The following is a 23,155-nucleotide window of genomic DNA, read 5'->3' on the forward strand; positions in this document are numbered from 1 at the left end:
TTCGCGATCGTCGCTCGCTATCGATCCGCGTACCACTCCGCGAACTTCGCTAAGGCCCGTCCGCGGTGTGACACCGCGTTCTTCCGGTCGGTGTCCATCTCCGCGAACGTCTCGCCGTCGTGTTCGAAGATCGGGTCGTACCCGAACCCGCCGTCCCCCCGCGGCGCGACGATCCGGCCCGGGACGTACCCCTCGAACAGTTTCACCGGGAGCGGGTCCGCGTCGGTCCCGCCCGACCCCGCCTTACCCTCGCCGTCCGGCCCCGCCGCCGCGGCGGCGTCGCGGTCGCCCCGGTCGACGGGGTCGGGGCTCGCCGCGAACCCCTCGCCGTCGCAGTAGCCGAGGACGCAGCGGAAGGCGGCGCGGCGGTCGTCGAGGTCGGCGGCGATATCGTGGACTCGCTCGATCCCGAGCGTCTCCTCGACGTACGACGAGTACGGCCCCGGGAAGCCGTCGAGCCCCTCGACGAACAGCCCCGCGTCGTCGACGAGGACCGGCGCGTCCGCGTGGCGGTACGCCTCGCGGGCCCCCCGCGCCGCGATCGGGCCGAGCTCGTCGGCCTGGACCTCCGCGTAGTCGAAGTCGAGCCGCTCCACCGAGCCGTCCGGGAGGTACCGCTCCGCCTCGCGCACCTTCCCCGGGTTCGTCGTCACGTACCTGAGCACGGATCGCCGTGGGCGCGCCCCCGACGAATAGCCGTCGGTCGCGGGCGGGAACCGGCCGCCTGTGGCAGTACGTTTTTGTCGGGCCGACGACAGCACTCGCGTATGGCCCTCCCCACGTTCGAGAAGAAGCGACTCATCGGGCTCATCGCGATCCTGTCGTTCGGGCTCACCTCGCTGTCCGCCGTCCTCCTCCCGGCTCCGCTTGTGACGCTCGGGCCGGCCCTGTTCATCACCGGCTTCTTCATCCTCATTCCGCTGGTGCTGGTGCTCGGCGAGCAGTTCCCGCTCGTCGCGTCCGGCGACGAGTCGGCGACCGCGTCGCCCGCGAGCGAGGGGACCGCCGACCGGCCGGTCGCGGCGCTACGCGAGCGCTACGCGAGCGGCGAGATCGACGAGGCGGAGTTCGAGCGCCGGCTCGACCGCCTCCTGGCGACCGAGGACCTCGACGAGCGGTTCGACCGGATCGAGTCGGACCGCGACGAGGGGAGTCGAGAGCGCGAGCTGGAACCGGAGTGAGCCGGGACGCGGCTCAGGGGTCGACCCGGACGAGCCACGCCTCGGGATCGTCGATCTCCGCGGCGGTCGGCAGGTTCTCGGCGCGCTCCCAGACGGCCCCCGCCGCCTCGATGCCGCGCGCGTCGGCGACGTGTCGGAAGAACTCCGCGCCGCGCTCGTACTGCCGGCGCTTGAGCCCGAGTCCGAGCAGGCGCTGCGCGAGCCGGCGCACGGGGCCGCCGCCGCCGCGCCGCTCGTCGAGCTTCGCCCGGAGGTCGGCGTACTCGCCGTCGAACGCGCGGTCCATCAGCACCTCGGCGTACCCCTCGACCGCGGTCATCGCGGCCTGGAGCTCCGCGAACGCGTCGGGGTCGAGCCCGCGCCCGGTTATCCCCTCGACGCCGCCCGCGCCGCCGACCATCCCCTCGACGCCGCGCTCGACGCGCGATTCGAGGTACTCCGGCAGCCACGGCGCCGCGCCGAACTCCGCGGCGTGGGTCACCTCGTGGAACGCGATCCACCGGCGGAACCGGGGGTAGTCGACGTCGAGCGCGGCCGCGACCGCGACGATGTTCGGGTGGACGAAGTAGAGCCCGTGCTCGGCGTCCGGCTCGTCGGCGAGCAGGAGGGGATCGTACTGGCCGAGGACGTTTCGGGCGAGGAAGCCTAAGGCGAACGCCATCGAGCCCGTGTTGGCGACCCGCGACAGATCCCGCGCGAAGGCGGCGCCGGGCGCGGGGCCGGTCGGCCCGGGCGAGCCGTCCGGCATCACGTCGAGCGAGTCGGTTCCGGGAGTCCCGACCGCTCCGACCTCCTCGCCGTCGCCGGTCGCGGCCGCCTCGATCGGGTCCATCACGCGTCGGAAGGTGCCGACGCTCGCGTCGATCCAGTGGTGGCGGTTCTGCACCTCGACGGTGTCCGGCACGTCGAACTCGATCCCGGCGGTGTCGGCCAGCCGGGTTCGGGCGTCCCGCACGTCGGCGGCGTACCCCGCGCGCTCCGCGTCGGTGAGGGCGATCGACCCGGGGTCCGTGGCGTCCTTCGCGGCCGCCGCGGCCCGGTCCCAGTCGACGACGCCCGGCCCCTCCGCCTCGGCGACGGTCCGGACGCTTCGGAGGATGTCCATACCGATCGGACGGGCGGCCGCCCCAAAGCGCTTGTGTCGCCGCCCGCTCCCGGCGGCACGGCCCGCCATCGGTGTCTTCTTGCCGGGGCCGGTCGACCCGCGCGTATGGACGACGAGCGCAGCGCGTTCCTCGACGACCTCCTCGCGACGCCGAGCCCTTCGGGCTTCGAGACGGCCGCACAGCGGGTCTGGACCGACTACGTCCGCGAGTTCGCGGACCGGGTCGACACCGACGCGTACGGCAACGCCGTCGCGGTCCACGAGGGCGACCCCGACGCGCCGGCGATCGCCGTCACCGGCCACGCCGACGAGATCGGGTTCATCGTCCGCGACGTGCTCGACGACGGCTTCCTCCGCATCGGGCGCATCGGCGGCTCCGACCGCACCGTCTCGAAGGGCCAGCACGTGACGGTCCACGCCGACGAGCCCGTTCAGGGCGTGATCGGCCAGACCGCGATCCACCTGCGGGACGGCGGCGACGAGGAGTACGAGGACGTCGCGGGCCAGTTCGTCGACATCGGGGCCGAGGACGCCGAGGCGGCGCGCGAGCACGTCGAGGTCGGCGACCCGGTCACGTTCTCGTCGGGCGTGCGCGACCTCGTCGGCGACCGGATCGCCGCCCGCGGAGTCGACAACCGGGCGGGGGCGTGGGCGGCCGCGGAGGGGCTCCGCCGCGCCGCCGCGGCCGGCGTCGACGCCACCGTCTACGCGGTCTCGACGGTCCAGGAAGAGGTCGGGCTACAGGGCGCCCGGATGGTCGGCGTCGACCTCGACGACGTCGACGCGTTCGTCGCGGTCGACGTCACCCACGCCACCGACAATCCGGACGTCGATCGCGAGCGGCGCGGTCCGGTCGAGCTCGGCGCCGGCCCGGTGATCGGCCGCGGCAGCGCGAACCACCCCACCCTCGTCGACCTCGCGCGCGACGCGGCCGACGACGCCGGCCTCGAGGTCCAGCTCCAGGCGGCCGGCACCCGCACCGGCACCGACGCGGACGCGTTCTACACCGCCCGGGGCGGCGTGCCCGCGCTCAACGTCTCGATCCCGAACCGGTACATGCACACGCCGGTCGAAGTGATCGACACGACCGACCTCGACGCGGTCGCCGACCTCCTCGCCGCGATCGGCGCGGCGGCGGGCGATCTCGACGCGGCGTCGACGCCGTTCGCCGTCGACGTCTGAGCGCGGCTCGCCACGACAAACCGGGGCACGGCGGCGTCGAAACGGAACTGTTTTACTATCGTCTTTCCTACCGTAGATTGCGACGAACGGACGTGCTCTGGTGGTGTAGTCCGGCCAATCATATCACCCTCTCACGGTGATGACCTGGGTTCAAATCCCAGCCGGAGCATCTTTCTGACTGACTTCGTCAGTCAATATCCGCTTCGCTCAGCGGGCTCTCGAACGAAGTGAGAGAAATCGATGAGAGCGGATTGAACCCTATCAGACGCGCGCAGCGAAGCGAACACGTCTGATTCTGGTTCAAATCCCAGCCGGAGCGTCCCGCGTCGTCGCTTTCTCGCCGCTCGGAACGACCGCGTAGCCGCTTCGCCCGCGGTCGGTTCGTTTCGACTCCGACGGTCGCGACCGACGGTGCCGTTAGAGGTAGCGGCAGGCGTTGAACGGCGAGACGGGCTTTTATCTGGTGGAGTGCGAGGAGTTCGCATGAGCGACGCCGCACTCCCCGCGCCGACCGCCGACGAGGCGCTCCACACGACGGTCGACCTCCCCTTCGAGGACGCGGTGCCGTTCGTCCAGCTCGAACACGAGCTCGCCGACTTCGAGACGGTGCGCGTTACGCGCCTCGACGAGATGATCGAGGGGATGCTCGGCCACGACGACGTCAAGCGGACGGCGCTGATCGTCGTCTGTCATCCCGAGATCGCGTACGACGCGTTGCGGATAGATCCCACGCTCGCCGGCATGCTCCCGTGTACCACCGTCGTGTACGAGCGCGCCGGCGACGACCGCGTCCACGTCCACCACGTCTCGGCGACGAAGGCGATCCGCGACCTCGGCTGCGCGTCGGCGGCCGGGGGCGACGGGGACGCCGTCGAGGAGCTGGTGGCGAAGACCGGAGAGCTGATGGCGGTCGTCTGGGAGAACATCGAGACGCACGGCCGGGCGTAGTCGCCGTCCTCGGCGGGCGCCCTCCGCTGACCGCTCCCGGGCGGCCCGCTTTCACCGGTCCAGCCGCCAGCGGATCACCGCTGCGGCGAGGAGGACGGTTCCGAACGTGACTGCCCCGGAGACGAGCGCGCCGCGCGCGCTCGTCGCCCCGGTCGCGAACGCGCTCGCGGAGGCGGAGCCGCCGACCACCGCCGCCCCGCCGGCCAGCCCGCCGAACCCGATGCAGCAGAGGCTCAGCAGACCGACCGCGGACAGCGACCCGAGAACCCCGTCGTCGCTCATCGCTCCTCTATTGCTACCGGCTCCGACCACGAATAGCTGTCGCGCCCGCCGCCCAAGCGAGGATTTAATTCCGACAGCGCGCGAGAGCGTCGTGTGGACCCGAGCCGGATCCCCGCCGAGTTCCCCGCGCCGAGCTTCCGCGGGGCGCAGGAGCAGGCCCTCGACGACATCCGCGACGCGTTCGCGGCCGGTAACCGAGTCGTGCTGGTGCGCGCGCCGACGGGCAGCGGCAAGTCGCTGCTCGCCCGCGCGATCATGGGCGCGGCCGAGACCGCGGGCGAGGCGGCCCCCAGCGAGGCGACCGGCGCCTACTACACGACCCCGCAGGTGTCGCAGATCGACGACGTCGAGGCCGACGACCTCCTCGACGACCTCGCGGTGATCCGCGGGAAGTCGAACTACGACTGCGTCCTCCCGGGCGAGCACGACACGCCCGTGAACCGCGCGCCCTGCGCGCGCCAGCAGGGGTTCGACTGCTCGATCCGACACCGCTGCCCGTACTTCTCCGACCGCGCTATCGCCTCCGGCAACCGCTTCGCGGCACAGACGTTAGCGTACTTCATGCGCACCGCCGGCTCCGAGGTGTTCCGGAAGCGCGACGTCGTCGTGATCGACGAGGCGCACGGGCTCGCGGAGTGGGCCGAGATGTACGCCACCATCGAGATCTCGCCCGAGCGTGTCCCGGTGTGGGACGACGTGGGCGTCCCCGACGTCGCGGCCGACGCCGGTCCCGAGGAGGACGCCCTCGACCGAACCGCGCGGTTCGTCGAGGCGCTCCGCGACGCCGCGATCCGAGCGAAAGACGAGCTGGTGGGTCGCCCGGAGCTCGACCGCGAGGAGGTCGCCCGCCGCGACCGACTCCAGGAGCTCATCAGCGAGCTCGGCTGGTTCTTAGAGGACTACCGCGACCCGGAGTCGCCGACCTCGTGGGTCGTCGACCAGGCGGGCGGCGAGGGGTCCCCAATCGACATCAAGCCGCTCGACCCCGCGCGGTACCTCAGACACACGGTGTGGGACCGCGGCAACCGCTTCGCGTTACTGTCGGCGACGATCCTCTCGAAGGAGGCGTTCTGTCGCGGCGTCGGCCTCGACCCCGCCGACGTCGCCCTCGTCGACGTCGAGCACACGTTCCCGCTCGCGAACCGGCCGCTGTACGACGTGACGCAGGGGTCGATGACGTACGAGCACCGCGACGAGACGACCCCGAAGATCGCGCGCCTGATCGTCCGTCTGATGGCGGAACACCCCGACGAGAAGGGGCTGATCCACGCGCACTCGTACGACATCGCCGAGCGGCTCACCGAGCGCCTCGGCGAGTTCGGCGTCGCCGCGCGCGTCAGGCGCCACGACCGACAGAACCGAGACGCCGAGCTGGAGGCGTGGAAGGCCAGTTCCGACCCGGAGGTGTTCGTCTCCGTGAAGATGGAGGAGGCGCTGGACCTGAAGGGCGAGCTCTGTCGGTGGCAGGTGGTGTGTAAGGCGCCGTACCGGAACACGAACGACTCGCGGGTCGCACGCCGGCTGGAGGACGGTCAGTGGGCGTGGTACCACCGCACGGCACTGCGCACGGTCATCCAGGCGTGCGGCCGGGTCGTCCGCGCGCCCGACGACTACGGCGCGACGTACCTCGCCGACGACTCCCTCCTCGACCTCTTCGAGCGCGCCGAGGCCGACACGCCCGACTGGTTCCGCGACCAGGTCGACGCGATGACGACCCGGTCGCTGCCGGCGTTCGATCCCGAGGCGGCGCTGGCAGGCATCGACGCGTCGCCGTCCGGCGGTGCGGGGGCGGGACGGCGGCGGAGTCGCCGTTCGGGCGGGTCAGAGAGCGGGAACGCGGGTCACTCGTCGCGCGGCGAGGGCGGCTCGGAAACCGGTGACGGCGACGCGACCGCCGACAGCGAAGCGACCGGCGACGAGTCGGTTCGGACCCGTTCCGAGCGGGACGCGGACCGACGGAAGGACCACCCGCTGTCGGACGTGTGGGGCGACGGCTGACGAGGGCTACCGCGGCGCGGCCGTCACAGCAGCGAGACGCCGTACGCGACCATGGAGCTCACCATGAGAAACGCGAAGAACAGCGCCATGATCTGTTGTCTGTCCATGCCGCCGTGTCGACCGCAGAACCGTTTAACTCCTGCGGGCGAGGGGTGGCGGCGCGCGAGTCGTATTATCACTCCCGCGCCGATCATACGCCAATATATATCGTATAAGGTGTATCAGGGCCCTCCATGAAGTAGTAACCTTCATAATCCCTCACGCGACTACTGGATATATGGCCACGAACGGGCTGTCGAGTGCGCTGACGCTGTACGGTGCGCGAACCCTGACGCTGTCGCAGGCGGCCGCACAGGCAGGGCTCAGCGAGGCCGAATTCATCGAGCAGCTCGAACGCCGCGGGATCGACGTAACCGAGTCCGAGCGCGCCGCGGCGCTCGGCCGCGAACAGCCCGCCCGCGCCGACTGAGCGTCTCCCCGTCCCCGCTGACGACGTCGACGCGCCGACCCGATTTCACGGCTCTCTTCCACGAACGATCAGTTCCGGCTCTCGCGTGGGTGGCTCTCGGAGCGAGTCGGACGCGGTCCGCGAGTAGCGTCAGTCCCGACTCGGAGCCGACTCCGCGGCCGGCTCCGTCCCCTCCGCCGGCACGAGGTGGACGTCGCCGTCGTGTTCGAAGGCGAGGACGGAGTCGGCGTCGTCGTCGACGAACGTCGGGTTCGGGACGGTCTTCGCCTCGTAGGTGACGGGGTCGAGGACCTGGATCGCGTTCTCGTCCTCGACGGTCACGACCGTCGTCTCCGCCGCGTCGTCGCGGGTGCCGAGCCGGGTTGCGTCGGGGGCCTCCCCGTCCGCGAACGCCGACGTGTACTCCGCGCCGCTCGCGAGCCGGACGCCTTGGATCCGGCCGGAGACGCCGGTGACGAGTACCGGCCCGTCGCCGTCCTCGGGGTCGACGATCTCGCCTGCCGCGTACTTCGGGAGCCGGACCGCGAAGGTGACGCGGTACACCTCGTTGCCGTCGCCGTCCTCGGTGACGAGCGTCGGGTACGACTCGAAGCTCCCGCCGAGCGACTCGGTGATCCGCGTCGCGACGTTCTGCGCGAGGCGGTTCGAGGAGAGCTTGATGTTCGGCCCGTCGTCAGTTTCGTTCACCTCCGTGATGAACGCCTCCCGGTCGCCGTCGGCCTCCTGGTCGGCGACGTACCGCTCGGCGATGTCGAGCGCCTCGGCGCGCTCGGCGGGCGTGAGGTCGCGCTCGTCGGCGCGGACCTGGACGATCCCGGCGTAGTAGCCGCCGGCGATGCGCCCGCAGCGGTCGCAGGTCCCGCGCGAGATCTTCACCGGGACCGTCACCTCCGCCGAGCGGAGCGTGCCGCGCACCACGCCGGAGAAGCGGCAGTGCATCCGCACGTTGTTCTCGTCGACCTGCTCGGGCTCGACGCCCCACTCGACGTCCGCGGCGTCGACGTGGACGCCGAGCGCCTCCGCGACCTCGTCGACGGCCACGTCGGTGTAGTCGCGCGCGCCGACGTCGCGCCACGACTCGCCGCGCCTGACGGCGCCGCAGCCGGAGCACACCAGCACCTCGATCCGGTCGGGCGCGTCGACCAAGTCGAAGTCCTCGAAGTAGCAGTCGTCACAGAGCAGCGCGTCTCGCCCGCGCGGCTCGCCCGGAAGGGGGTCGCGCCGCTCGGGGACCGGGTCGCCGCAGCGCGGACAGAACTCCCGCGACTCGCTCATTGGCGGCGGCTACGCCGAGGATCCGTTTAAACCGCGCGGACCGCCCCCGCTCTCGTCGCGGGCGCGAGCCGGTTCCGGCCGGCCGCGCGGGTCGCGACCTCCGAAATGGTTTTTCGCACGGACCGAGAACGGACGCGTATGAGCGGCAACCCCGACGACGAACGGCTCGAGGAACTGCGCGAACAGAAGATGGAGGAGCTCCGCGAGCGACAGGGCGGCGAGGGCGACGCCGCCGAGGCCCAACAGGAGGCTCAGGAGCGCGCCGAGGCCCAGCAGGAGGCGGTGTTGAAACAGCACCTGACCGACGGCGCGCGCCAGCGGCTCAACGCGGTCGAGATGTCGAAGCCGCAGTTCGGCGAGAAGGTGAAACAGCAGGTCGCCGCGCTGGCGCAGAGCGGGCGGATTCAGGGACAGATCGACGAGGACCAGATGCGCGAGCTCCTCAAGGAGCTCCAGCCCGAGCAGAAGAGCTTCGACATCCGACACCGGTAGATGGAGCTCGCGCTGCTGTACAGCGGGGGGAAAGACTCCTCGCTCGCCGCCCACCTGCTCGACCGGTTCTACGACGTCCGCTGCGTCACCGGGAGCTTCGGGCTCACGGACGACTGGGAGCACGCCGAGCGGGCGGCCGCCGAGCTCGGGTTCCCGTTCGAGCGCGTCGACCTCGACCGCGACGTGGCCGAGAGCGCCGCCGAGACCATGGTCGCCGACGGCTACCCCCGGAACGGGATCCAGCGCGTCCACGAACACGCCTTAGAGACCATCGCCGCCCTCGACGTCGACGCCATCGCGGACGGCACGCGCCGCGACGACCGCGTCCCCACGGTGTCGCGGGCGCAGGCGCAGAGTCTCGAAGACCGAAACGAGATCGACTACATCTCCCCGCTCTCCGGGTTCGGCCGCCACGCCGTCGACGCGCTCGTCGACGCCACCTTCGACGTCCAGCAGGGGCCGAGCGAGGAGGTCCCGAAGGCGGACTACGAGGACGAGCTCCGGACGCTCATCGCCGACGAGTACGGCGAAGGGACCGTCGGCGACGTGTTTCCGGATCACGACCAGACGTACGTCCACGGCCGGAACGACTGATCGGCCGGCGCGGCGATCCGTCCGCGGTCGACGGCCTCCCGCCGACCCGGAACCGCCGGAACTACTTTCGACCCCGCGGGCGTAGCGTTCGGTATGTCATCCGAACGAGTCGTCGACCTGCTCCGGACCGCGTACGCCGACGAGATCGAGACCGTGATGAACTACCAGACAAACGCGATCGTCCTCGACGGCGTCCGCGCCGAGGAGATCAAAGAGAGCCTCAAACAGGACGTCCAGGAGGAGCTCGGCCACGCCGAACAGCTCGGCCAGCGGCTCAAACAGCTCGACGCGCGTCCGCCCGGGTCCGCCGAGTTCACGGCCGGCCAGGAGTCGCTCCAGCCCCCCGCGGACTCGACGGACGTGTTGGCCGTCATCAACGGCGTGCTCGACGCCGAGGAGGACGCGATCGCGACGTACCGAGAGCTGATCGACGCCGCCGAGGAAGCCGACGACCCGGTCACCGAGGACCTCGCCGTGACGCTGCTCTCCGACGAGGAGGCCCACCGGACCGAGTTCCGCGGGTTCCAGAAGGAGTACCAGCGCGAATAGACGGGCGAGGCGCCGCGCCTCGTTGCCCCCGGAGCGCGCATCGGTGGGCACGAGCCCCGCCCCCGAAAGGATGCTTTCAAGCGGGCGCTCGCCGAAGCGACGCCCATGTACGACGGCCTCAAGGGATTCCGAGATTTCTACCCCGGCGAGCAGTCCGCTCGCCGCGAGGTGACCGACGCGATCGAGGGCGCGGCGAGCCGCCACGGCTTCCGCGAGATCGCCACCCCCGCCCTGGAGCGGACGGAGATGTACGTCGACAAGTCCGGCGAGGAGATCGTCGAGGAGCTGTACGCCTTCGACGACAAGGGCGGCCGCGGCGTCTCGATGACGCCCGAGCTCACGCCCACCGTCGCCCGGATGGTCGTCGCGAAGGGCCAGGAGCTGTCGAAGCCGATCAAGTGGATGTCCACCCGGCCGTTCTGGCGCTACGAGCAGGTCCAGCAGGGCCGCTTCCGCGAGTTCTACCAGACGAACATCGACGTGTTCGGCTCCTCGGCGCCCGAGGCCGACGCCGAGGTGCTCGCGGTCGCCGCCGACGCCCTGACGGACCTCGGACTCACCGGCGACGACTTCGAGTTCCGCGTTTCGCACCGCGACATCCTCGGCGGCCTCGTCCGTTCGCTCGCCGACGACCCCGACGCGGTCGACACCGCCGCCGCCATCCGCGCGGTCGACAAGCGCGCGAAGGTGGATGACGCCGAGTACGTCGGCCTCCTCTCCGACGCCGGGCTCGCCCGCGACACCGCGAGCGACTTCGACGACCTCATCTCGGGCGTCGAGACCGTCGACGACCTCGACGCGGTCGCCGAGGCCGGCGGCGAGGACGTGGAAGCGGCGGTCGAGAACCTCCGGAACGTGCTGGCCGCCGCGGACGACTTCGGCGCGGGCGAGTTCTGCGAGGTGTCGCTGACGACCGCCCGCGGGCTCGACTACTACACTGGCGTCGTCTTCGAGTGCTTCGACTCCACCGGCGAGGTCTCCCGCTCCGTCTTCGGCGGCGGCCGCTACGACGACCTCATCGAGAGCTTCGGCGGCCAGCCCACGCCCGCGGTCGGGGTCGCGCCCGGCCACGCCACCCTCAAGCTGCTCTGCCAGCGCGCCGGCGTCTGGCCCGACGAGGAGCTCTCGACCGACTACTACGTGCTCAGCGTGGGCGACACGCGGAGCGAGGCCGCCGCGCTCGCGGGCGACCTCCGCGCGCTCGGCGACGACGTGGTCGTCGAGCAGGACGTCTCCGACCGCTCGTTCGGCGCGCAGCTCGGCTACGCCGATTCGATCAACGCGGAGACGGTCGTCGTCGTCGGCGAGCGCGACCTGGAGAACGGCGAGTACACGGTGAAGGACATGGCGAGCGGCGACGAGACGACTGTTCCGGTCGAGGAGTTCCCGCCCGAGTCGGGGCTGCCGACCTACGAGGACTACGCGTAGCGCCGCGGCTCGCGGTCGAACGGAGGGGCGACGCGCCCGGACGCCGCGGGGCGGCGACCCGATCCCTGAACGCTTTTGAGGCGCGCGGCGGGACGGGGGAACGATGATCCCCCTCGCGACGGCGATGCCCCCCGTCGAGATCGGCCTCCGCGTGGCGGCGGGCGTGGCCCTCATCCTGATCAACGCGTACTTCGTGGCGATCGAGTTCGGCCTGACGCGCCTGCGGCAGTACCCCGAGTCGGAGATGGACACCCCCGGACTGCGGCGCGCCTGGGAGATGACCGACGACCTGGAGTTCTACCTGACCACCTGTCAGGTGTGGATCTCCGGGACGTCCATCGCCCTCGGTATCGTCGCGGAGCCGGGGCTCGCGGCGCTTTTCGCCCCGCTCTTCGAGAACACGGCGCTCGCGTCCGCCGGCGCCGGCTCCCTGTTGGGCTTCTTCCTCATCAACATGGTCCACCTGACGCACGGCGAGCAGACGCCGACGTACCTCGGCGTCGAGCGCTCGAAACAGGTGGCCGGGTACGGCTCCCGACCCCTCTACTGGTTCGCGTGGCTCATCTCCCCGCTGATCAAGTTCGGCGACTGGGTCGCGAAGGCCACCCTCGGGCTGTTCGGCGTGGAGATGACCGGCTCGTGGACCGAGGCCGAAGAGGAGGTGTTGGAGACGCGCGCGCAGCTCCGCAACCGCCTCGGCTCGATGATGGAGGAGGTCGAACTCCCCGAGGAGCGCCGCGAGGAGGTCCTCAACGCCCTCGACGTCGACGAGCTCGCCGTGCGGGAGGTGCTGACGCCGGCCGACGAGGTGATCTCGCTGTCGACGACCGCCTCCGCCGAGGAGAATCTCGACCGCATCCGGGACACCCCGCACAGCCGCTTCCCGCTCGTCGGCGACGACCTGAGCGAGTTCGAGGGGATCGTGTACGCCCCGTCGATCGTGAGCCGCTTCGACGAGCTCCGGGACGGCGACCTCACGTTCGCGGACGTCGCGGCCCCGCCGATGACGGTGTCGGCGGACGCGAGCGTCAGCGACGCCTTCGACCAGTTCCAGGCGGAGTCGCAGGAGCTCGCGCTGGTGATCGAGGACGGCGAGGTCGTCGGGCTGCTCACCGCCACCGACGCGATGGAGGCGGTGATGGGCCAGCTGGAGGACCCGTTGGATGCCGGCAACTTATAATGGAGCCGTGACGCCGGCGGCTCTGTCGCCGCCTATCCGCCGAGGAAGTCGCGCCGCACGTCCTCGTCGGCGAGCAGCACGTCGCCGCGGTCGGTGTAGCGGTTCTCGCCGTTCACCAGCACGTAGCCGCGGTCGCACCGACGGAGCGCCTCCTTCGCGTTCTGCTCGACCATCAGCACCGCCGTCCCGGCCTCGTTGATCCGGTCGATCCGGTCGAACATGTCGGCGACGAGGTCGGGGGCGAGCCCCGCCGAGGGCTCGTCGAGCAGGAGGAGGTCGGGGTCGAGCATGAGCGCCCGTCCCATCGCGACCATCTGCCGCTGGCCGCCGGAGAGCGTCCCCGCCTTCTGGTCGCTGCGCTCGCGGAGGATCGGGAACCGGTCGTAGATCGTCTCGATCTGGGCTTCGGGCACCTCGTCGAGGATGTACGCCCCCATCTCGAGGTTCTCGCGGACGCTGAGCCCGGGGAACACGTTGTCGTTCTGCGGAACGAATCCGATCCCCTCGCGGATGATCTGCTCCGGCGCGAGCCCCTGAATCGGCTCCCCCTCGAACTCGACGGTGCCGCCCATGTGGGTCGTGAGCCCGAAGACGGTCTTCATCACGGTCGACTTGCCGGCTCCGTTGGGGCCGACGATGGTGACGTACTCCTCGTCGGCGACGTCTAAGACCACGTCCGAGAGGATCTGGAGGTCGCCGTAGCCGGCGTCGAGGTCGCGGATCCTGAGGATCGCGTCGCCGTCGATCGCGTGCTCGGCGCCGGCGTCCGCCTCGGCCTCGACCGCGTCCGAGTCGACGTCGACCGCGTCGGGGTCGTGGCCGTCCGCCGCCGGGGCGTCGCCTCCGTCCGTCGCCGAGGCGGCGTCGCCGGTCGCGTTCGGTCCGTCGTCTGCGCTCATAGGTCCTCACCCAGGTACGCCTCGATGACCCGCTCGTCGTTCCGTATCTCGTCGCCGGTCCCCGCGGCGAGCACGCTGCCCTGATGCATGACGATGACGCGTTCGCAGTTGTCCATGATGACGTCCATGTCGTGTTCGACGAGCAGGAAGGTGTAGCCGTCAGCGCGCAGGTCGTGGATCCGGTCCAACAGCTTCTCTTGGAGGGTGGGGTTGACCCCGGCGAGCGGCTCGTCGAGCAACACCATCTCGGGGTCGGTCATCAGCGCGCGGGCCATCTCCAGCAGCTTACGCTGGCCGCCGGAGAGGTTCCCCGCGTGCTCGTGCGCGAGGTGGTCGATCTCGAAGAACTCCAGCGTCTCCCAGGCCCGCTCGCGGAGCTCGGTCTCCTCCGCGATCACCGCGCCGCGGAGCCCGGGCGTCACCGCCCGGATCGCGGACTCGCCGAGCTGGCCCTGCGGCGCGAGCATGAGATTCTCTAAGACGGTCATCTCGGAGAGCTCCCGGGCGATCTGGAACGTCCGGACCAGCCCCTTCCGGGCGATCTGGTGCGGCCTGAGCCCGGTGACGTCCTCGCCCTCGAAGTACACCTTCCCGGCGGTCGGCTCGTGGACGCCGGTGATGCAGTTGAACGTGGTCGACTTCCCGGCGCCGTTCGGGCCGATAAGCCCGGTCAGCGAGCCGGACTCCACCTCGAAGGAGGCGCCGTCGACGGCGGTGACGCCGCCGAACCGCTTGACCAGCCCCTCCACGCGGAGCGGGGGCGCCCCCGAGGGGACGTGTTTCGCCGCCTCCTCGACCGCGCTGTCGTTCGCCTCGGGTTCGTCGACCGTCGCGTCCGTCGCGTCGACCGTCTCGGCGACGTCGTCCGCGTCGGCGATGTCGGCCGGGTCGGGCGCGTCGCTACTCATCGGACTCACCCCCCGCGGGCCGCTCCGAGAGGTCCACCGCCGCGGCCGTCTCGATCCGGTCGCCGAGGATCCCCTCCGGCCGCCGGTGGATGATGAACACCAGGACGAGGCCGAGGAAGACGAACTGGAGCGGCGCGATGTTGTCGGTCGCGTACGCGAGGAACGTCACGGGGTCGAGCGAGACGAGCGCGTCGGCGAACGACGGCGGCGTCTCCGCGTCGATGAGCCCGCGGACGACCCCGCCGACGCGCCGCGGTCCCTCGAACAGCACCGCGGCGAAGACGATGCCGCCGAGGACCGAGCCGGTGTTCGACCCGGATCCGCCGATGATCACCGCGATGAACACGTAGAAGGTCAACAGCGGCCGGAACTGTGGGGTCGGCGAGACGTTGCCCTGGCTGCCGAACCAGAGGATGCCGGCGAGCCCCATCAGCGCGCAGCCGATGACGAACACCTTGATCTTCACGAGGTTCACGTCCTTGCCGAGCGAGTCGGCGACGAGTTCGTCTTCCCGGATCGCCTTCATCGTCCGGCCGAACGGCGAGCGGCCGAGGCGCTCCAAGACGAGGTAGAAGCCGACGAGGAAGACGGCGAGGACGGCGATGTACCCCCAGCCGATGAGGATCGGGTGCGAGATGCCGAGCCCGTCGTTCCCGAAGACGCCGAAGACGAGGTCGCCGAACGCGGTCGGCGTCCCCGCCTGTCCGTCGACGAGGAACAGGTCGCGGACGGGGTTGTCCGGCATTCCCATCCCGCGGCCGCCGCCGGTCCCGGCCCCGATCGTGTCGCGCAGGAAGTTGTCGAAGGCGCTCGACTGGAGCGACAGGCGGACGATCTCGGAGAGCCCGAGCGTCACGATGGCGAGGTAGTCGGCCTTGAGCCGGAGCGCCGGCAGGGCGGCCACCGCCCCGAGCAGCGCCGCCATCACCATCCCTGCGACGATCCCGACCGGGAGCGGCAGCCCGAGTCCGGGGGGACCGAACGCGGGGTCGGGCGACCGGACGACCATCCCCATCGTGTACACGCCGACGGCCATGAAGCCGGCGACGCCGATGTTGAAGAGGCCGGTGTACCCCCACTGGAGGTTCAAAGCGAGCGCGGTGAGCGCGTAGACGATCCCGAGGAACGTCAGCGTCTCCATGAGGCCGACGACGCTGTTGAGCCCGTTGGTGAACGTCAGCAGCGTCGCGGCCGCGTAGATGGCGAGCAGCGTCCCGACGACGAGCCCGAGGTCGCTCTCCCGGGCGGCCTCGACGACCGCCGCCGTCGCGCTCTCGGGCGCGTCGGGCGCGCCTTCGGACGGTCCGGACGCGGAGCCGTCGGGGGCGTTCGCGTCGCTCATGTGGTCGTCACCCCTCCGAAGAGCCCCTCGGGACGCAACAGCAGCATGAGGATCATCACGCCGAACGCCGCGGCCTGGTTGAAGTCCGAGGGGATCCAGATCGTCGACGTGGTGAACACGATCCCGATGACGAGGCCGCCGGCGATGGCGCCGTAGATGGAGCCGATCCCGCCTAAGATTACGGCCGCGAAGATCAACAGCAGGAGGAGCCAGCCGAAGTCGAACTGGATCGTCCCGCGGAGCAGCACGTAGAGGTAGCCGGACGCGCCCGCGAGCCCGCCGCCGATGATCCACGTGGCGGTGACGACGCGCTCGGCCGGGATCCCCGTGATGAGCGCGAGGTCCTTGTTGTCGGCCATCGCCCGCATCGCGGTCCCGAGTTTCGTGTGCTGGAGCATCCCGTGCATCGCGAGCATCAGGCCGACCGCGGCCACGAGGATGGTGAGCTCGTGCGCGTCCACCGAGAGCCCGAGCGGATCGAACGCGATGTTCGACGCGTCGACGCTGGCGGTGATCCCCCGGCGGTCGGAGCCGTAAACGAACTGGAGCAGGTAGCGGACGATCAGCGCCGCGCCGATGGAGGCGATGAGCAGCGAGATCCCGTCGCGGTCACGCATCGGCTTGTAGAACGCGCGGTCGAGCGCGACCGCGAGCAGCGCGGTGACGACGAACGCCGCGACCAGCCCCACGAGGATCGCCCCGGGCGTCGTGAGGATGTGCGCGCCGATGTCGCCCGGCGAGGCGTTGCCGGCGTCGCGGACGGTCAGGAGCGCGCGGACCGGTACCTCGCCGAACCCGGCGATGAGGAACGCGACGCCCCACCCGGAGAACGCGCCGACGCTGACGAGGTCCCCGTGCGAGAAGTTCGCGAACGAGAGGATGCTGTACGTCATCGAGAGCCCGATACCGGCGAGCCCGATGACGAGGCCGATGACGACGCCGTTCCAGAGGTTCGAGCCGAGCCGCTCGACCGAGATCGACCCCCCGATCGGGCCGAGGCCGACCCCCGCGACCTTCGCCGCGAGGTCGACCGCGAGCAGGGCGCCGAAGAGGGCGACGATGAGGAGCCCCGGCCGGGCCCGCGCCGAGTCGACGATCGACGAGTCAGTTGTTCCCATGTGTACGTCTCACTGGCACAGGGTGGGTCTCCGAGCGGTAAATAACTCGCTGTTCGGACAAAAGTCGATACCTCGAAAGCGCCTGACAGCTGTGGCGGCCCCGGCGGAGTTCTCGGAGCCGCGCCTCGGTGGTTTTATAATCCGCGTCAGTCCCCGCCCGCGGCTCGCGCGTGGCGGCGCGCGTCCTCGGGCGACTGCCCCTCGCGCACCAGCGCCTCGACGAACAGCTCGCCGGCCTTGTACGACGACCGGACCATGGCGCCCGACGCGCAGTAGAGGAAGTCGAACTCCTCCTCGGCGACCCGCCGCCACGTGTCGAAGGCGTCCGGGTGGACGTACTCGAAGACGTCGAGGTGCGAGCGCGACGGCTGGAGGTACTGGCCGAAGGTGACCACGTCGACGCCGACCTCGCGGAGGTCGCCGAGCGTCCGGTACACCTCGTGGTCGTACTCGCCGACGCCGAGCATGAGGCTCGTCTTCGTGTGAACCTCGGACTCGCGGTCGACCCGGTCGAGGACGGCGAGCGACTGCTCGTAGCTCGCTCGGCGGTCCCGGACCGGCCACTGGAGCCGCTCGACCGTCTCGACGTTGTGCGCGATCACGTCCGGCTCCGCGTCGACGATGCGGTCGATCGCCTCGGGGTCACCCTGGAAGTCCGGGATGAGCGTCTCGACGAGGATCTCCGGGTCGCGGCGCTTGATCTCGCGGATCGTCTCCGCGAAGTGCGCCGAGCCGCCGTCCGCGAGGTCGTCGCGGTCGACGGAGGTTAAGACGACGTAGTCGAGCCCGATCTCCGCGACCGCGTCCGCGACGTTCGCCGGCTCGTCGGGGTCGAGCGGCTCCATCCCGCCCGTCTCCACGTCACAGAAGTTACAGCCGCGCGAGCAGCGGTCGCCCATCAGCATGAACGTCGCCGTGCCGGGGCCGTCCTCCCCAGACCAACATTCGCCCATGTTCGGGCAGTTCGCCTCCTCGCAGACCGTGTGGAGGTCGCGGTCGCGGAGGGCGGACTTGATCTCGGTGAACCGACTCCCGGACGGCGGGCGCGACTTCAGCCAGTCCGGCTTCCGGCGGCCGCGTTGCATGGTCGACCCTTGGCGTCCGAGCGCAAAAGCGTGCGGGTCGCGGGGGTCGCGCGCAGCGGACTCGACTCGCCCCGACGGCCCTACGCCTCCGGGACGAAGACGTTCATCGACGGCGTCTGGATCCCCTGGAACTTGTTCTTCCAGTTGTACGCGATGTTCAGCACGCGCCGCCGGTTCCCCGGGGGTCCCGTCACCACGCTCACGGAGGTCCCGTCCTCCGGGATCTCGACGCGCGTGTCCTCCCACTCGAAGCCCGCGAGCAGCTCCGAGGGGTTCTCGACCGTCACCGTCCCGCTGTTCTTGTTCACCTCGTAGAGGCGGTAGGAGTCGGTTTCGAGCAGCCGCTTGATCTCGTCGAGGTCGTCGTCGAAGTGCTCGTCGAGCGCGTCGGCCGTGTGGTAGCCGCAGACGATCAGGTGCGCGAACGTCTCGACGTTGCGCGGGTTCTGCTCGGCGGCCCGCAGGTGATCGAAGTACGCCAGCTTCTCCTCGCGGTCGAGTTCGAGGATCTCTGTGACGATCCGGGCCGCCTCCCGCTCCGTCTCCGTCGCGTCCGGGTCGGCGAGCACCTCGTCGGCCCGCGACCCCGTGTTCTGTCCCCGTGACACGTCGAGGACGTTCTTGAGGTGTTTCGCGCGGTCGTACACCGCCGACTTGTACGACCAGTCGCGGACGTCGTCCGGGTAGTCGTCGAACTGCCGGAGGAGCGCCTCGCGGTCCTCGGGGAACCCGATCTCCTCGCGGAAGTCGCTCCACGCCGTGGCGCCCTCGAACAGTTCGAACTGCGTCAGGGTGTCCTGTCCGAGGTTCGCCCGCGTGCCGCCGCTCGCGACGAACTTCGCCTCGACGAACGTCTCCCCGTCGGCGGCGTCGACGATCAGGTCGCCGAGCGAGTCGTAGGAGTTGCCGGCGTGGCGCATCCCAGTCAGATCCGGGAAGTCCGCCTCGATTCGCTCGGCGAGCGACTCCGCGAGGTCGAGCCGCCCCGCCTCGACCAGCTCCTCGTCCGGCTCCTCGCCGTTCACGAGCTGCGCCGTCAGCTTCTCCGTGGCCTCGACCCAACCGCGCTCGTGTTTGCCCATGTGGTGTGTCGGTCGGAGCGTGGTGAATAAAAAGGCACGCAGGCGACGGGCCGGCGGCCTACTCGTTGACGAGCAGGAGCTTTCCGACGAACTCCCCGGCCTCTGCGCGACGGTGCGCGTCGGCCACGTCCGCGAAGGCGTACCGATCGTCGACGTGCGGCGCGATCGCGCCCTTGTCGACGAGCGCGGCCATCGTCTCGAGCTCCCGCCCGATGCGCGCTTGGCCGTCGCCCGCCAGCACCGGGTGGATGACGAGGACGACGCCCAGCTCCAGCGAGGTGGCGTGCATCGGCGACAGGTCGACGCCGTCGGCGTCGCTCGATTCCGTCGTGACCACCGAGCCGTAGGGACGGACCGCCTCGAACGCCGTGTTCAGGTGATCGTCGCCGACCGGGTCGAAGACGACGTCGAAGCCGGCGCCGTCGGCGTGTTCGTCGACGTACGACTCGACGCTGGTCCCCGTGTAATCGACTGTCGCGTCGGCGCCGAGGTCAGCCGCGAGCGACCGCTTCTCGGCGGTCGACCCGGTCGCGGTGACCGTCGCGCCGAACCAGTCGGCGAGCTGGACGCCGACGTGGCCGACGCCGCCCGTCGCGCCGTACACCAGCACGTCCTCGCCGACGTCGACGGTGGCCTTGTCGGCGAGCATCTCCCACGCGGTCAGGGCGACGACGGGGAGCGCGGCGCTGTCTTCGAGCGGGATCGACTCGGGGGCGTGCGCGAACGTCCCCGCGTGGCCGACGACGTAGTCGGCGAGCGCGCCCTGCCGCCCCGCGCCGCCGGGCATCCCGTACACCTCGTCGCCCGGCTCGAAGGCGTCGACCCCCTCGCCGACGGCGTCGACGACGCCGGCCACGTCGCAATGGAGCGTCGCCGGGAACTCCGGCGCGAAGTCGGGGATGTGGCCGCCGCGGATCTTGTAGTCGACCGGGTTGACGCTGGAGGCGACGACCTCGACGCGGACCTCGCCCGGCTCGGGGTCGGGCACCGCGACGCGGCGTCGCTCGAAGACGTCCGGACCGCCGAACTCGTCTATCACGTACGCGTCCATCTCGGAGTTCATCTCGGATCGACGTTGGCGACTCCCCGGGGAATATCCGGCGTCGGGGGAGAGCCGTGTGGGCTTTTATCGGAGAACCTATTTCATCAACTTGAGAGAATGCTACTCAATTGTTTCAATTATTGATGCTGGTGTGGTATCGTCTACTGTATCGGTAATATCGTCAAGTATTCCCGTGAGTGAATCCGGCTGAGAATCATTGGAACCGATTATCTTAGCGGTTGTCCTTACTAATACGTCAGACTGTAAACCAAACTTAGAGGCCATTTGTGTGATTATGACTTTCCCATTTAGCCGACTATAGTCTTGGTCTGTAATAGAGTTAGACACGTCATTGCGGACATCTCCAATCATTTCTGAAATCCGTTCTTTTTTGACACTTGTTACCTCATCGATCCGTTCAGATACGGCCTCTTCTGTTACCTCTTCAAACATAGTTGACTTCCCCACACCGTTAGGTCCGGCAACGACCATTAATTTAGGAACATCAGAACACTCCACAGATCGAATTTCACCGACATCGTTCAGCGAAAATTCTCTCAAGGGCATACCATGTAATAAGAAAGAGTGACAGTATTTTTAATATTTTTATACCACGTATAATACTAATCTTTATTTAGCTAATAATAATAAAATATTTTGGAAATTAATTTTATCAAAGTATATTATCAGAGGAGTTCACAAAGAAGGCGTACAACAGGAAGAGCCTAGGCCGAGATGTCAACCGTCCCGCGAATGATGACGCGAAACTTGTCAGTGAACTCTGCCTCCATCGACGGTCAGTCGCTCGGGACGAATCCCCGATTCGGCGTCACGGTTCCTGACTTCAGGGCGAGTTGACTGTCGCCCGTCCGCCGAGACGACTGTAGGCCCCGACGGACGTACCTCCATCCGACGTTCTTCGCGCCGACGTAGTCCGCGTTCCCCGTCTCACCACACGATTGGCACTCGAACTCCGAGCGCGCGATTCGGTTCCCTTCGCTCGTGTGACCGCACTCCGGGCACCGCCGACTCGTGTTCTCCGGTGACACGTACACGACACGGAGCCCCTCCGCGTCCGCTTTGGACTCTACCATGTCCACGAGCTGTCGATGCGCCCACTGGTGGAACTCCTTCACCCGAGGCGCACGGTCTCGGATGTGCCGGAGGTTCTCGAAGGCGATGTACTCGCAGTCGTATTCAAGGGCCTCGTCGATGATGTCGTTGGCGACCTCGTGAAGCGTGTTCCGGACGTGTCGCGATTCCCGCCCACTCATCTGTTGAATCGTTCGGTGCGCGGACTGTGTACCTGTCCGTTGGAGCCGACCGCGGATCCGCTCGAACTCTCGGTGTCGGTGCCGGAGTTCGTCACCGGATGCGAAGTACGCTGTCGAGGTGGTCGCGATGTTTGCGATACCGAGATCGACCCCGAGAACTGTCCTGTCCTCGGTGTCATCTCGTATCTCGGCTCGTTTCTTGGGCTTGGGTTTCCGGAACCCCAAGTGAATGTAGTACCCACCATCGCGCCGTGAGAGTGTGGATTCGGTGATCTCCCACGCCTCGCTGTCGAGGTACTGGTATTGGTATCCGTTCTCGTCGTCCGGCAGCACGAGTTCACATCGGATACGGTCTCCGACTGTAGAAAGAGAGACGGTTCCGTCGTCGAACAACGTCATCGTGCGCGTGTCGTACTTCACCGTGTCTGCCGTGAACTCCGGCCGAGAGGTGGCGTAATCCTCTTCGAGAGCTTCGATATCATCGATGCCGCTGAGTGCCGCTGCGGCTTGATGAGTGGCGAGTATCGTGTGTTGGCTCCCGAGACGTGTCTCTTCTCGCACCTCGTCGTAGGCGAGCTTTTGAAGACGTGTTTTCCGCGCTTCATTTGCTCTCCATCCGATACGACTGCTGATGTTACAGGCGCGTTTCCACTCAGAGATGGTGGTGTCGAGCAGCGTTCTCTGCTCGCTGGTGAGAGTTAGGCGAGTAATTGCGGTACGTCTCAGGTACTCGTCCGCCACGTCTCTCGATACCGCAGTATGGTACTTAGTGATTATCTCGTGTCACGGGAACTTCACTGCCCTCACCGAGTTCGCTGATCAGAACTCTTCGCGAAACGTACTCTCGAGGACGTGAAAGTGAGGAGAATAAGAAAAGCCTGAGGGGGGATTTGAACCCCCGGTCTCGTCCTTACCAAGGACGCGCTTTACCGCTAAGCTACCCAGGCACGCAACCAGTCGTTGACCGGATTCGACTTTAGGGGTTTCGATTCGTGGGCGCGGCGTCAGGGGATCGACTCCGCTTCGTCGTCCGCCGGTCAGCGGTCGGTCGCGCTGACCGCCCGCTCCGAGATGTCCGCGATGCGGTCGGCGGTCGCGTCCGGCAGCGCGCGGCCCGCTGGCGGGAACTCGCCGTCGCAGTCGGCGGCGAGGTCGCGGGCGTACGCGAGCAGTTCCTCGGGCGGGTCGCCGCCGACGGCGGTGGTGCCGGCGACGACGGCGAGTTCGAGGGCGTCTACCTCCAGGTTGCGGTCGAGTCCGGCCGCCGTCTCGGCGTCCGTGCCCTCGCGGTCGCGGAGCGTCTGGTCGCGGCCGAACGCGCGCACCACGTCGACGGCGGGGCGGGCGGCGTCGGTACACGCGAGCAGCGAGAAGCCGCGAGAGACGAGCACGTCGGCGGCGAGGATCTCCATGTCGGCGTCGATGTCGGCCGCGGCGGTCGCCGCCGTCACCCACGGCTCCTCGCGGGCCACCGTGCGAGTGAGGCGTAACCCCTCGTAGATGAGCTGCACGCCCGCGGCGCGGTCGGCCACGTCGCCGAGGTCGACGTCGGGCTCCAGCGCGCGAGCGGTGACCAGCGCCAGCACGCCGGGCGTCACCGCCGCGTCGAGGAGCCGGTCGTCGAGGGCCTCGCGGAGCTGTTCGGGTTCGACGTCCGCGAGCGCATCGCGCGCGGCGTCACGCGCTCGCGCGGCATCGTCCATTGCCGTTCGGTAGACGAGC

At 69.1% G+C, this 23,155-nt stretch carries 25 protein-coding genes and 2 tRNA genes; 11 read left to right on the plus strand and 16 right to left on the minus strand.

Annotated features, from left to right (window positions below; translation table 11 throughout):
- Positions 1-17: 17 nt before the first annotated feature.
- Entirely contained in the window at positions 18-665 is a 648-nt protein-coding gene (locus tag CPZ01_RS10520; protein ID WP_096394837.1) for a non-canonical purine NTP pyrophosphatase, read from the minus strand.
- A 102-nt stretch (positions 666-767) separates the two neighbouring features.
- On the opposite strand from CPZ01_RS10520, the gene CPZ01_RS10525 reads away from it, so the two are divergent.
- Positions 768-1,181, plus strand: coding sequence for an SHOCT domain-containing protein (locus CPZ01_RS10525; RefSeq protein WP_096394839.1), 414 nt, complete (start codon positions 768-770; stop codon positions 1,179-1,181).
- A gap of 13 nt (positions 1,182-1,194) precedes the next feature.
- Here CPZ01_RS10525 and CPZ01_RS10530 read toward each other — a convergent pair whose 3' ends face one another.
- Complete coding sequence (locus CPZ01_RS10530; protein ID WP_096394841.1) at positions 1,195-2,286, minus strand: zinc-dependent metalloprotease; 1,092 nt, start codon at positions 2,284-2,286, stop codon at positions 1,195-1,197.
- Positions 2,287-2,391: 105 nt separating this feature from the next.
- Between CPZ01_RS10530 and CPZ01_RS10535 the strand changes: the two genes are divergently transcribed.
- The 3 genes from CPZ01_RS10535 to CPZ01_RS10545 all read left to right on the plus strand — a co-directional run bounded on the left by CPZ01_RS10535 (position 2,392) and on the right by CPZ01_RS10545 (position 4,416).
- The gene (locus tag CPZ01_RS10535; protein WP_096394843.1) at positions 2,392-3,468 is read left to right on the plus strand and encodes a M20/M25/M40 family metallo-hydrolase; all 1,077 of its coding nucleotides are present in this window, start codon (positions 2,392-2,394) and stop codon (positions 3,466-3,468) included.
- A gap of 94 nt (positions 3,469-3,562) precedes the next feature.
- Positions 3,563-3,637, plus strand: a tRNA-Glu gene (locus CPZ01_RS10540).
- A gap of 314 nt (positions 3,638-3,951) precedes the next feature.
- Positions 3,952-4,416, plus strand: a complete 465-nt coding sequence (locus tag CPZ01_RS10545) for a DUF302 domain-containing protein (protein WP_096394845.1) — start codon at positions 3,952-3,954, stop codon at positions 4,414-4,416.
- Positions 4,417-4,467: 51 nt separating this feature from the next.
- Here CPZ01_RS10545 and CPZ01_RS10550 read toward each other — a convergent pair whose 3' ends face one another.
- Positions 4,468-4,698 carry a hypothetical protein gene (locus CPZ01_RS10550; protein WP_096394847.1) on the minus strand — a complete coding sequence of 77 codons (231 nt, stop codon included), beginning with the start codon at positions 4,696-4,698 and terminating at the stop codon, positions 4,468-4,470.
- Between the two features lie 93 nt (positions 4,699-4,791).
- Between CPZ01_RS10550 and CPZ01_RS10555 the strand changes: the two genes are divergently transcribed.
- The gene (locus CPZ01_RS10555; RefSeq protein ID WP_096394849.1) at positions 4,792-6,696 is read left to right on the plus strand and encodes a helicase C-terminal domain-containing protein; all 1,905 of its coding nucleotides are present in this window, start codon (positions 4,792-4,794) and stop codon (positions 6,694-6,696) included.
- A 23-nt stretch (positions 6,697-6,719) separates the two neighbouring features.
- Here CPZ01_RS10555 and CPZ01_RS15025 read toward each other — a convergent pair whose 3' ends face one another.
- Entirely contained in the window at positions 6,720-6,875 is a 156-nt protein-coding gene (locus tag CPZ01_RS15025; RefSeq protein WP_157745957.1) for a hypothetical protein, read from the minus strand.
- Positions 6,876-6,973: 98 nt separating this feature from the next.
- Between CPZ01_RS15025 and CPZ01_RS10560 the strand changes: the two genes are divergently transcribed.
- Positions 6,974-7,165 (plus strand): UPF0175 family protein, encoded by a 192-nt coding sequence (locus CPZ01_RS10560; protein WP_096394851.1) that lies wholly within the window; start codon positions 6,974-6,976, stop codon positions 7,163-7,165.
- A gap of 129 nt (positions 7,166-7,294) precedes the next feature.
- On the opposite strand, the gene CPZ01_RS10565 is transcribed toward CPZ01_RS10560, so the two are convergent.
- Positions 7,295-8,440, minus strand: a complete 1,146-nt coding sequence (locus CPZ01_RS10565; protein WP_096394853.1) for a 60S ribosomal export protein NMD3 — start codon at positions 8,438-8,440, stop codon at positions 7,295-7,297.
- 138 nt (positions 8,441-8,578) lie between these two features.
- Between CPZ01_RS10565 and CPZ01_RS10570 the strand changes: the two genes are divergently transcribed.
- The 5 genes from CPZ01_RS10570 to CPZ01_RS10590 all read left to right on the plus strand — a co-directional run bounded on the left by CPZ01_RS10570 (position 8,579) and on the right by CPZ01_RS10590 (position 12,683).
- Entirely contained in the window at positions 8,579-8,932 is a 354-nt protein-coding gene (locus CPZ01_RS10570; protein WP_096394855.1) for a DNA-binding protein, read from the plus strand.
- Complete coding sequence (locus CPZ01_RS10575; RefSeq protein WP_096394857.1) at positions 8,933-9,526, plus strand: DUF7411 family protein; 594 nt, start codon at positions 8,933-8,935, stop codon at positions 9,524-9,526.
- 93 nt (positions 9,527-9,619) lie between these two features.
- On the plus strand, positions 9,620-10,075 hold the full coding sequence (locus CPZ01_RS10580) for a DUF892 family protein (RefSeq protein ID WP_096394859.1): 456 nt from the start codon (positions 9,620-9,622) through the stop codon (positions 10,073-10,075).
- A gap of 105 nt (positions 10,076-10,180) precedes the next feature.
- Positions 10,181-11,503, plus strand: coding sequence for a histidine--tRNA ligase (hisS, locus tag CPZ01_RS10585; protein WP_096394861.1), 1,323 nt, complete (start codon positions 10,181-10,183; stop codon positions 11,501-11,503).
- Positions 11,504-11,606: 103 nt separating this feature from the next.
- A complete protein-coding gene (locus CPZ01_RS10590; protein WP_096394863.1) occupies positions 11,607-12,683 on the plus strand; it encodes a CNNM domain-containing protein in 1,077 nt (358 codons plus the stop codon).
- Positions 12,684-12,715: 32 nt separating this feature from the next.
- On the opposite strand, the gene CPZ01_RS10595 is transcribed toward CPZ01_RS10590, so the two are convergent.
- The 11 genes from CPZ01_RS10595 to CPZ01_RS10640 form a co-directional block, all read right to left on the minus strand.
- The gene (locus CPZ01_RS10595; RefSeq protein ID WP_172863957.1) at positions 12,716-13,582 is read right to left on the minus strand and encodes an ABC transporter ATP-binding protein; all 867 of its coding nucleotides are present in this window, start codon (positions 13,580-13,582) and stop codon (positions 12,716-12,718) included.
- Positions 13,579-14,490 carry an ABC transporter ATP-binding protein gene (locus CPZ01_RS10600; protein ID WP_096394865.1) on the minus strand — a complete coding sequence of 304 codons (912 nt, stop codon included), beginning with the start codon at positions 14,488-14,490 and terminating at the stop codon, positions 13,579-13,581. Before CPZ01_RS10600 ends, CPZ01_RS10595 begins: the two co-directional genes overlap by 4 nt.
- Entirely contained in the window at positions 14,483-15,832 is a 1,350-nt protein-coding gene (locus tag CPZ01_RS10605; protein ID WP_096394867.1) for a branched-chain amino acid ABC transporter permease, read from the minus strand. Before CPZ01_RS10605 ends, CPZ01_RS10600 begins: the two co-directional genes overlap by 8 nt.
- Positions 15,829-16,950 (minus strand): branched-chain amino acid ABC transporter permease, encoded by a 1,122-nt coding sequence (locus CPZ01_RS10610; RefSeq protein ID WP_096394869.1) that lies wholly within the window; start codon positions 16,948-16,950, stop codon positions 15,829-15,831. Before CPZ01_RS10610 ends, CPZ01_RS10605 begins: the two co-directional genes overlap by 4 nt.
- 146 nt (positions 16,951-17,096) lie before the next feature.
- Positions 17,097-18,035 carry a lipoyl synthase gene (lipA, locus tag CPZ01_RS10615; RefSeq protein ID WP_096394871.1) on the minus strand — a complete coding sequence of 313 codons (939 nt, stop codon included), beginning with the start codon at positions 18,033-18,035 and terminating at the stop codon, positions 17,097-17,099.
- 80 nt (positions 18,036-18,115) lie between these two features.
- Complete coding sequence (locus CPZ01_RS10620) at positions 18,116-19,117, minus strand: hypothetical protein (RefSeq protein WP_096394873.1); 1,002 nt, start codon at positions 19,115-19,117, stop codon at positions 18,116-18,118.
- Between the two features lie 58 nt (positions 19,118-19,175).
- Positions 19,176-20,180: a zinc-binding dehydrogenase gene (locus CPZ01_RS10625; RefSeq protein ID WP_096394875.1), complete on the minus strand. Its 1,005-nt coding sequence runs from the start codon at positions 20,178-20,180 to the stop codon at positions 19,176-19,178.
- A 99-nt stretch (positions 20,181-20,279) separates the two neighbouring features.
- Positions 20,280-20,726: a hypothetical protein gene (locus CPZ01_RS15030; protein WP_157745958.1), complete on the minus strand. Its 447-nt coding sequence runs from the start codon at positions 20,724-20,726 to the stop codon at positions 20,280-20,282.
- A 230-nt stretch (positions 20,727-20,956) separates the two neighbouring features.
- Positions 20,957-22,174: an RNA-guided endonuclease InsQ/TnpB family protein gene (locus tag CPZ01_RS10630; RefSeq protein WP_172863958.1), complete on the minus strand. Its 1,218-nt coding sequence runs from the start codon at positions 22,172-22,174 to the stop codon at positions 20,957-20,959.
- Positions 22,175-22,308: 134 nt separating this feature from the next.
- Positions 22,309-22,380, minus strand: a tRNA-Thr gene (locus tag CPZ01_RS10635).
- Between the two features lie 90 nt (positions 22,381-22,470).
- Positions 22,471-23,136: a DUF7114 family protein gene (locus tag CPZ01_RS10640; RefSeq protein WP_096394879.1), complete on the minus strand. Its 666-nt coding sequence runs from the start codon at positions 23,134-23,136 to the stop codon at positions 22,471-22,473.
- Positions 23,137-23,155: the final 19 nt, after the last annotated feature.

The organism is Halorubrum trapanicum (assembly GCF_002355655.1).
In the GTDB taxonomy this organism is placed as follows: Archaea; Halobacteriota; Halobacteria; order Halobacteriales; family Haloferacaceae; genus Halorubrum; species Halorubrum trapanicum_A.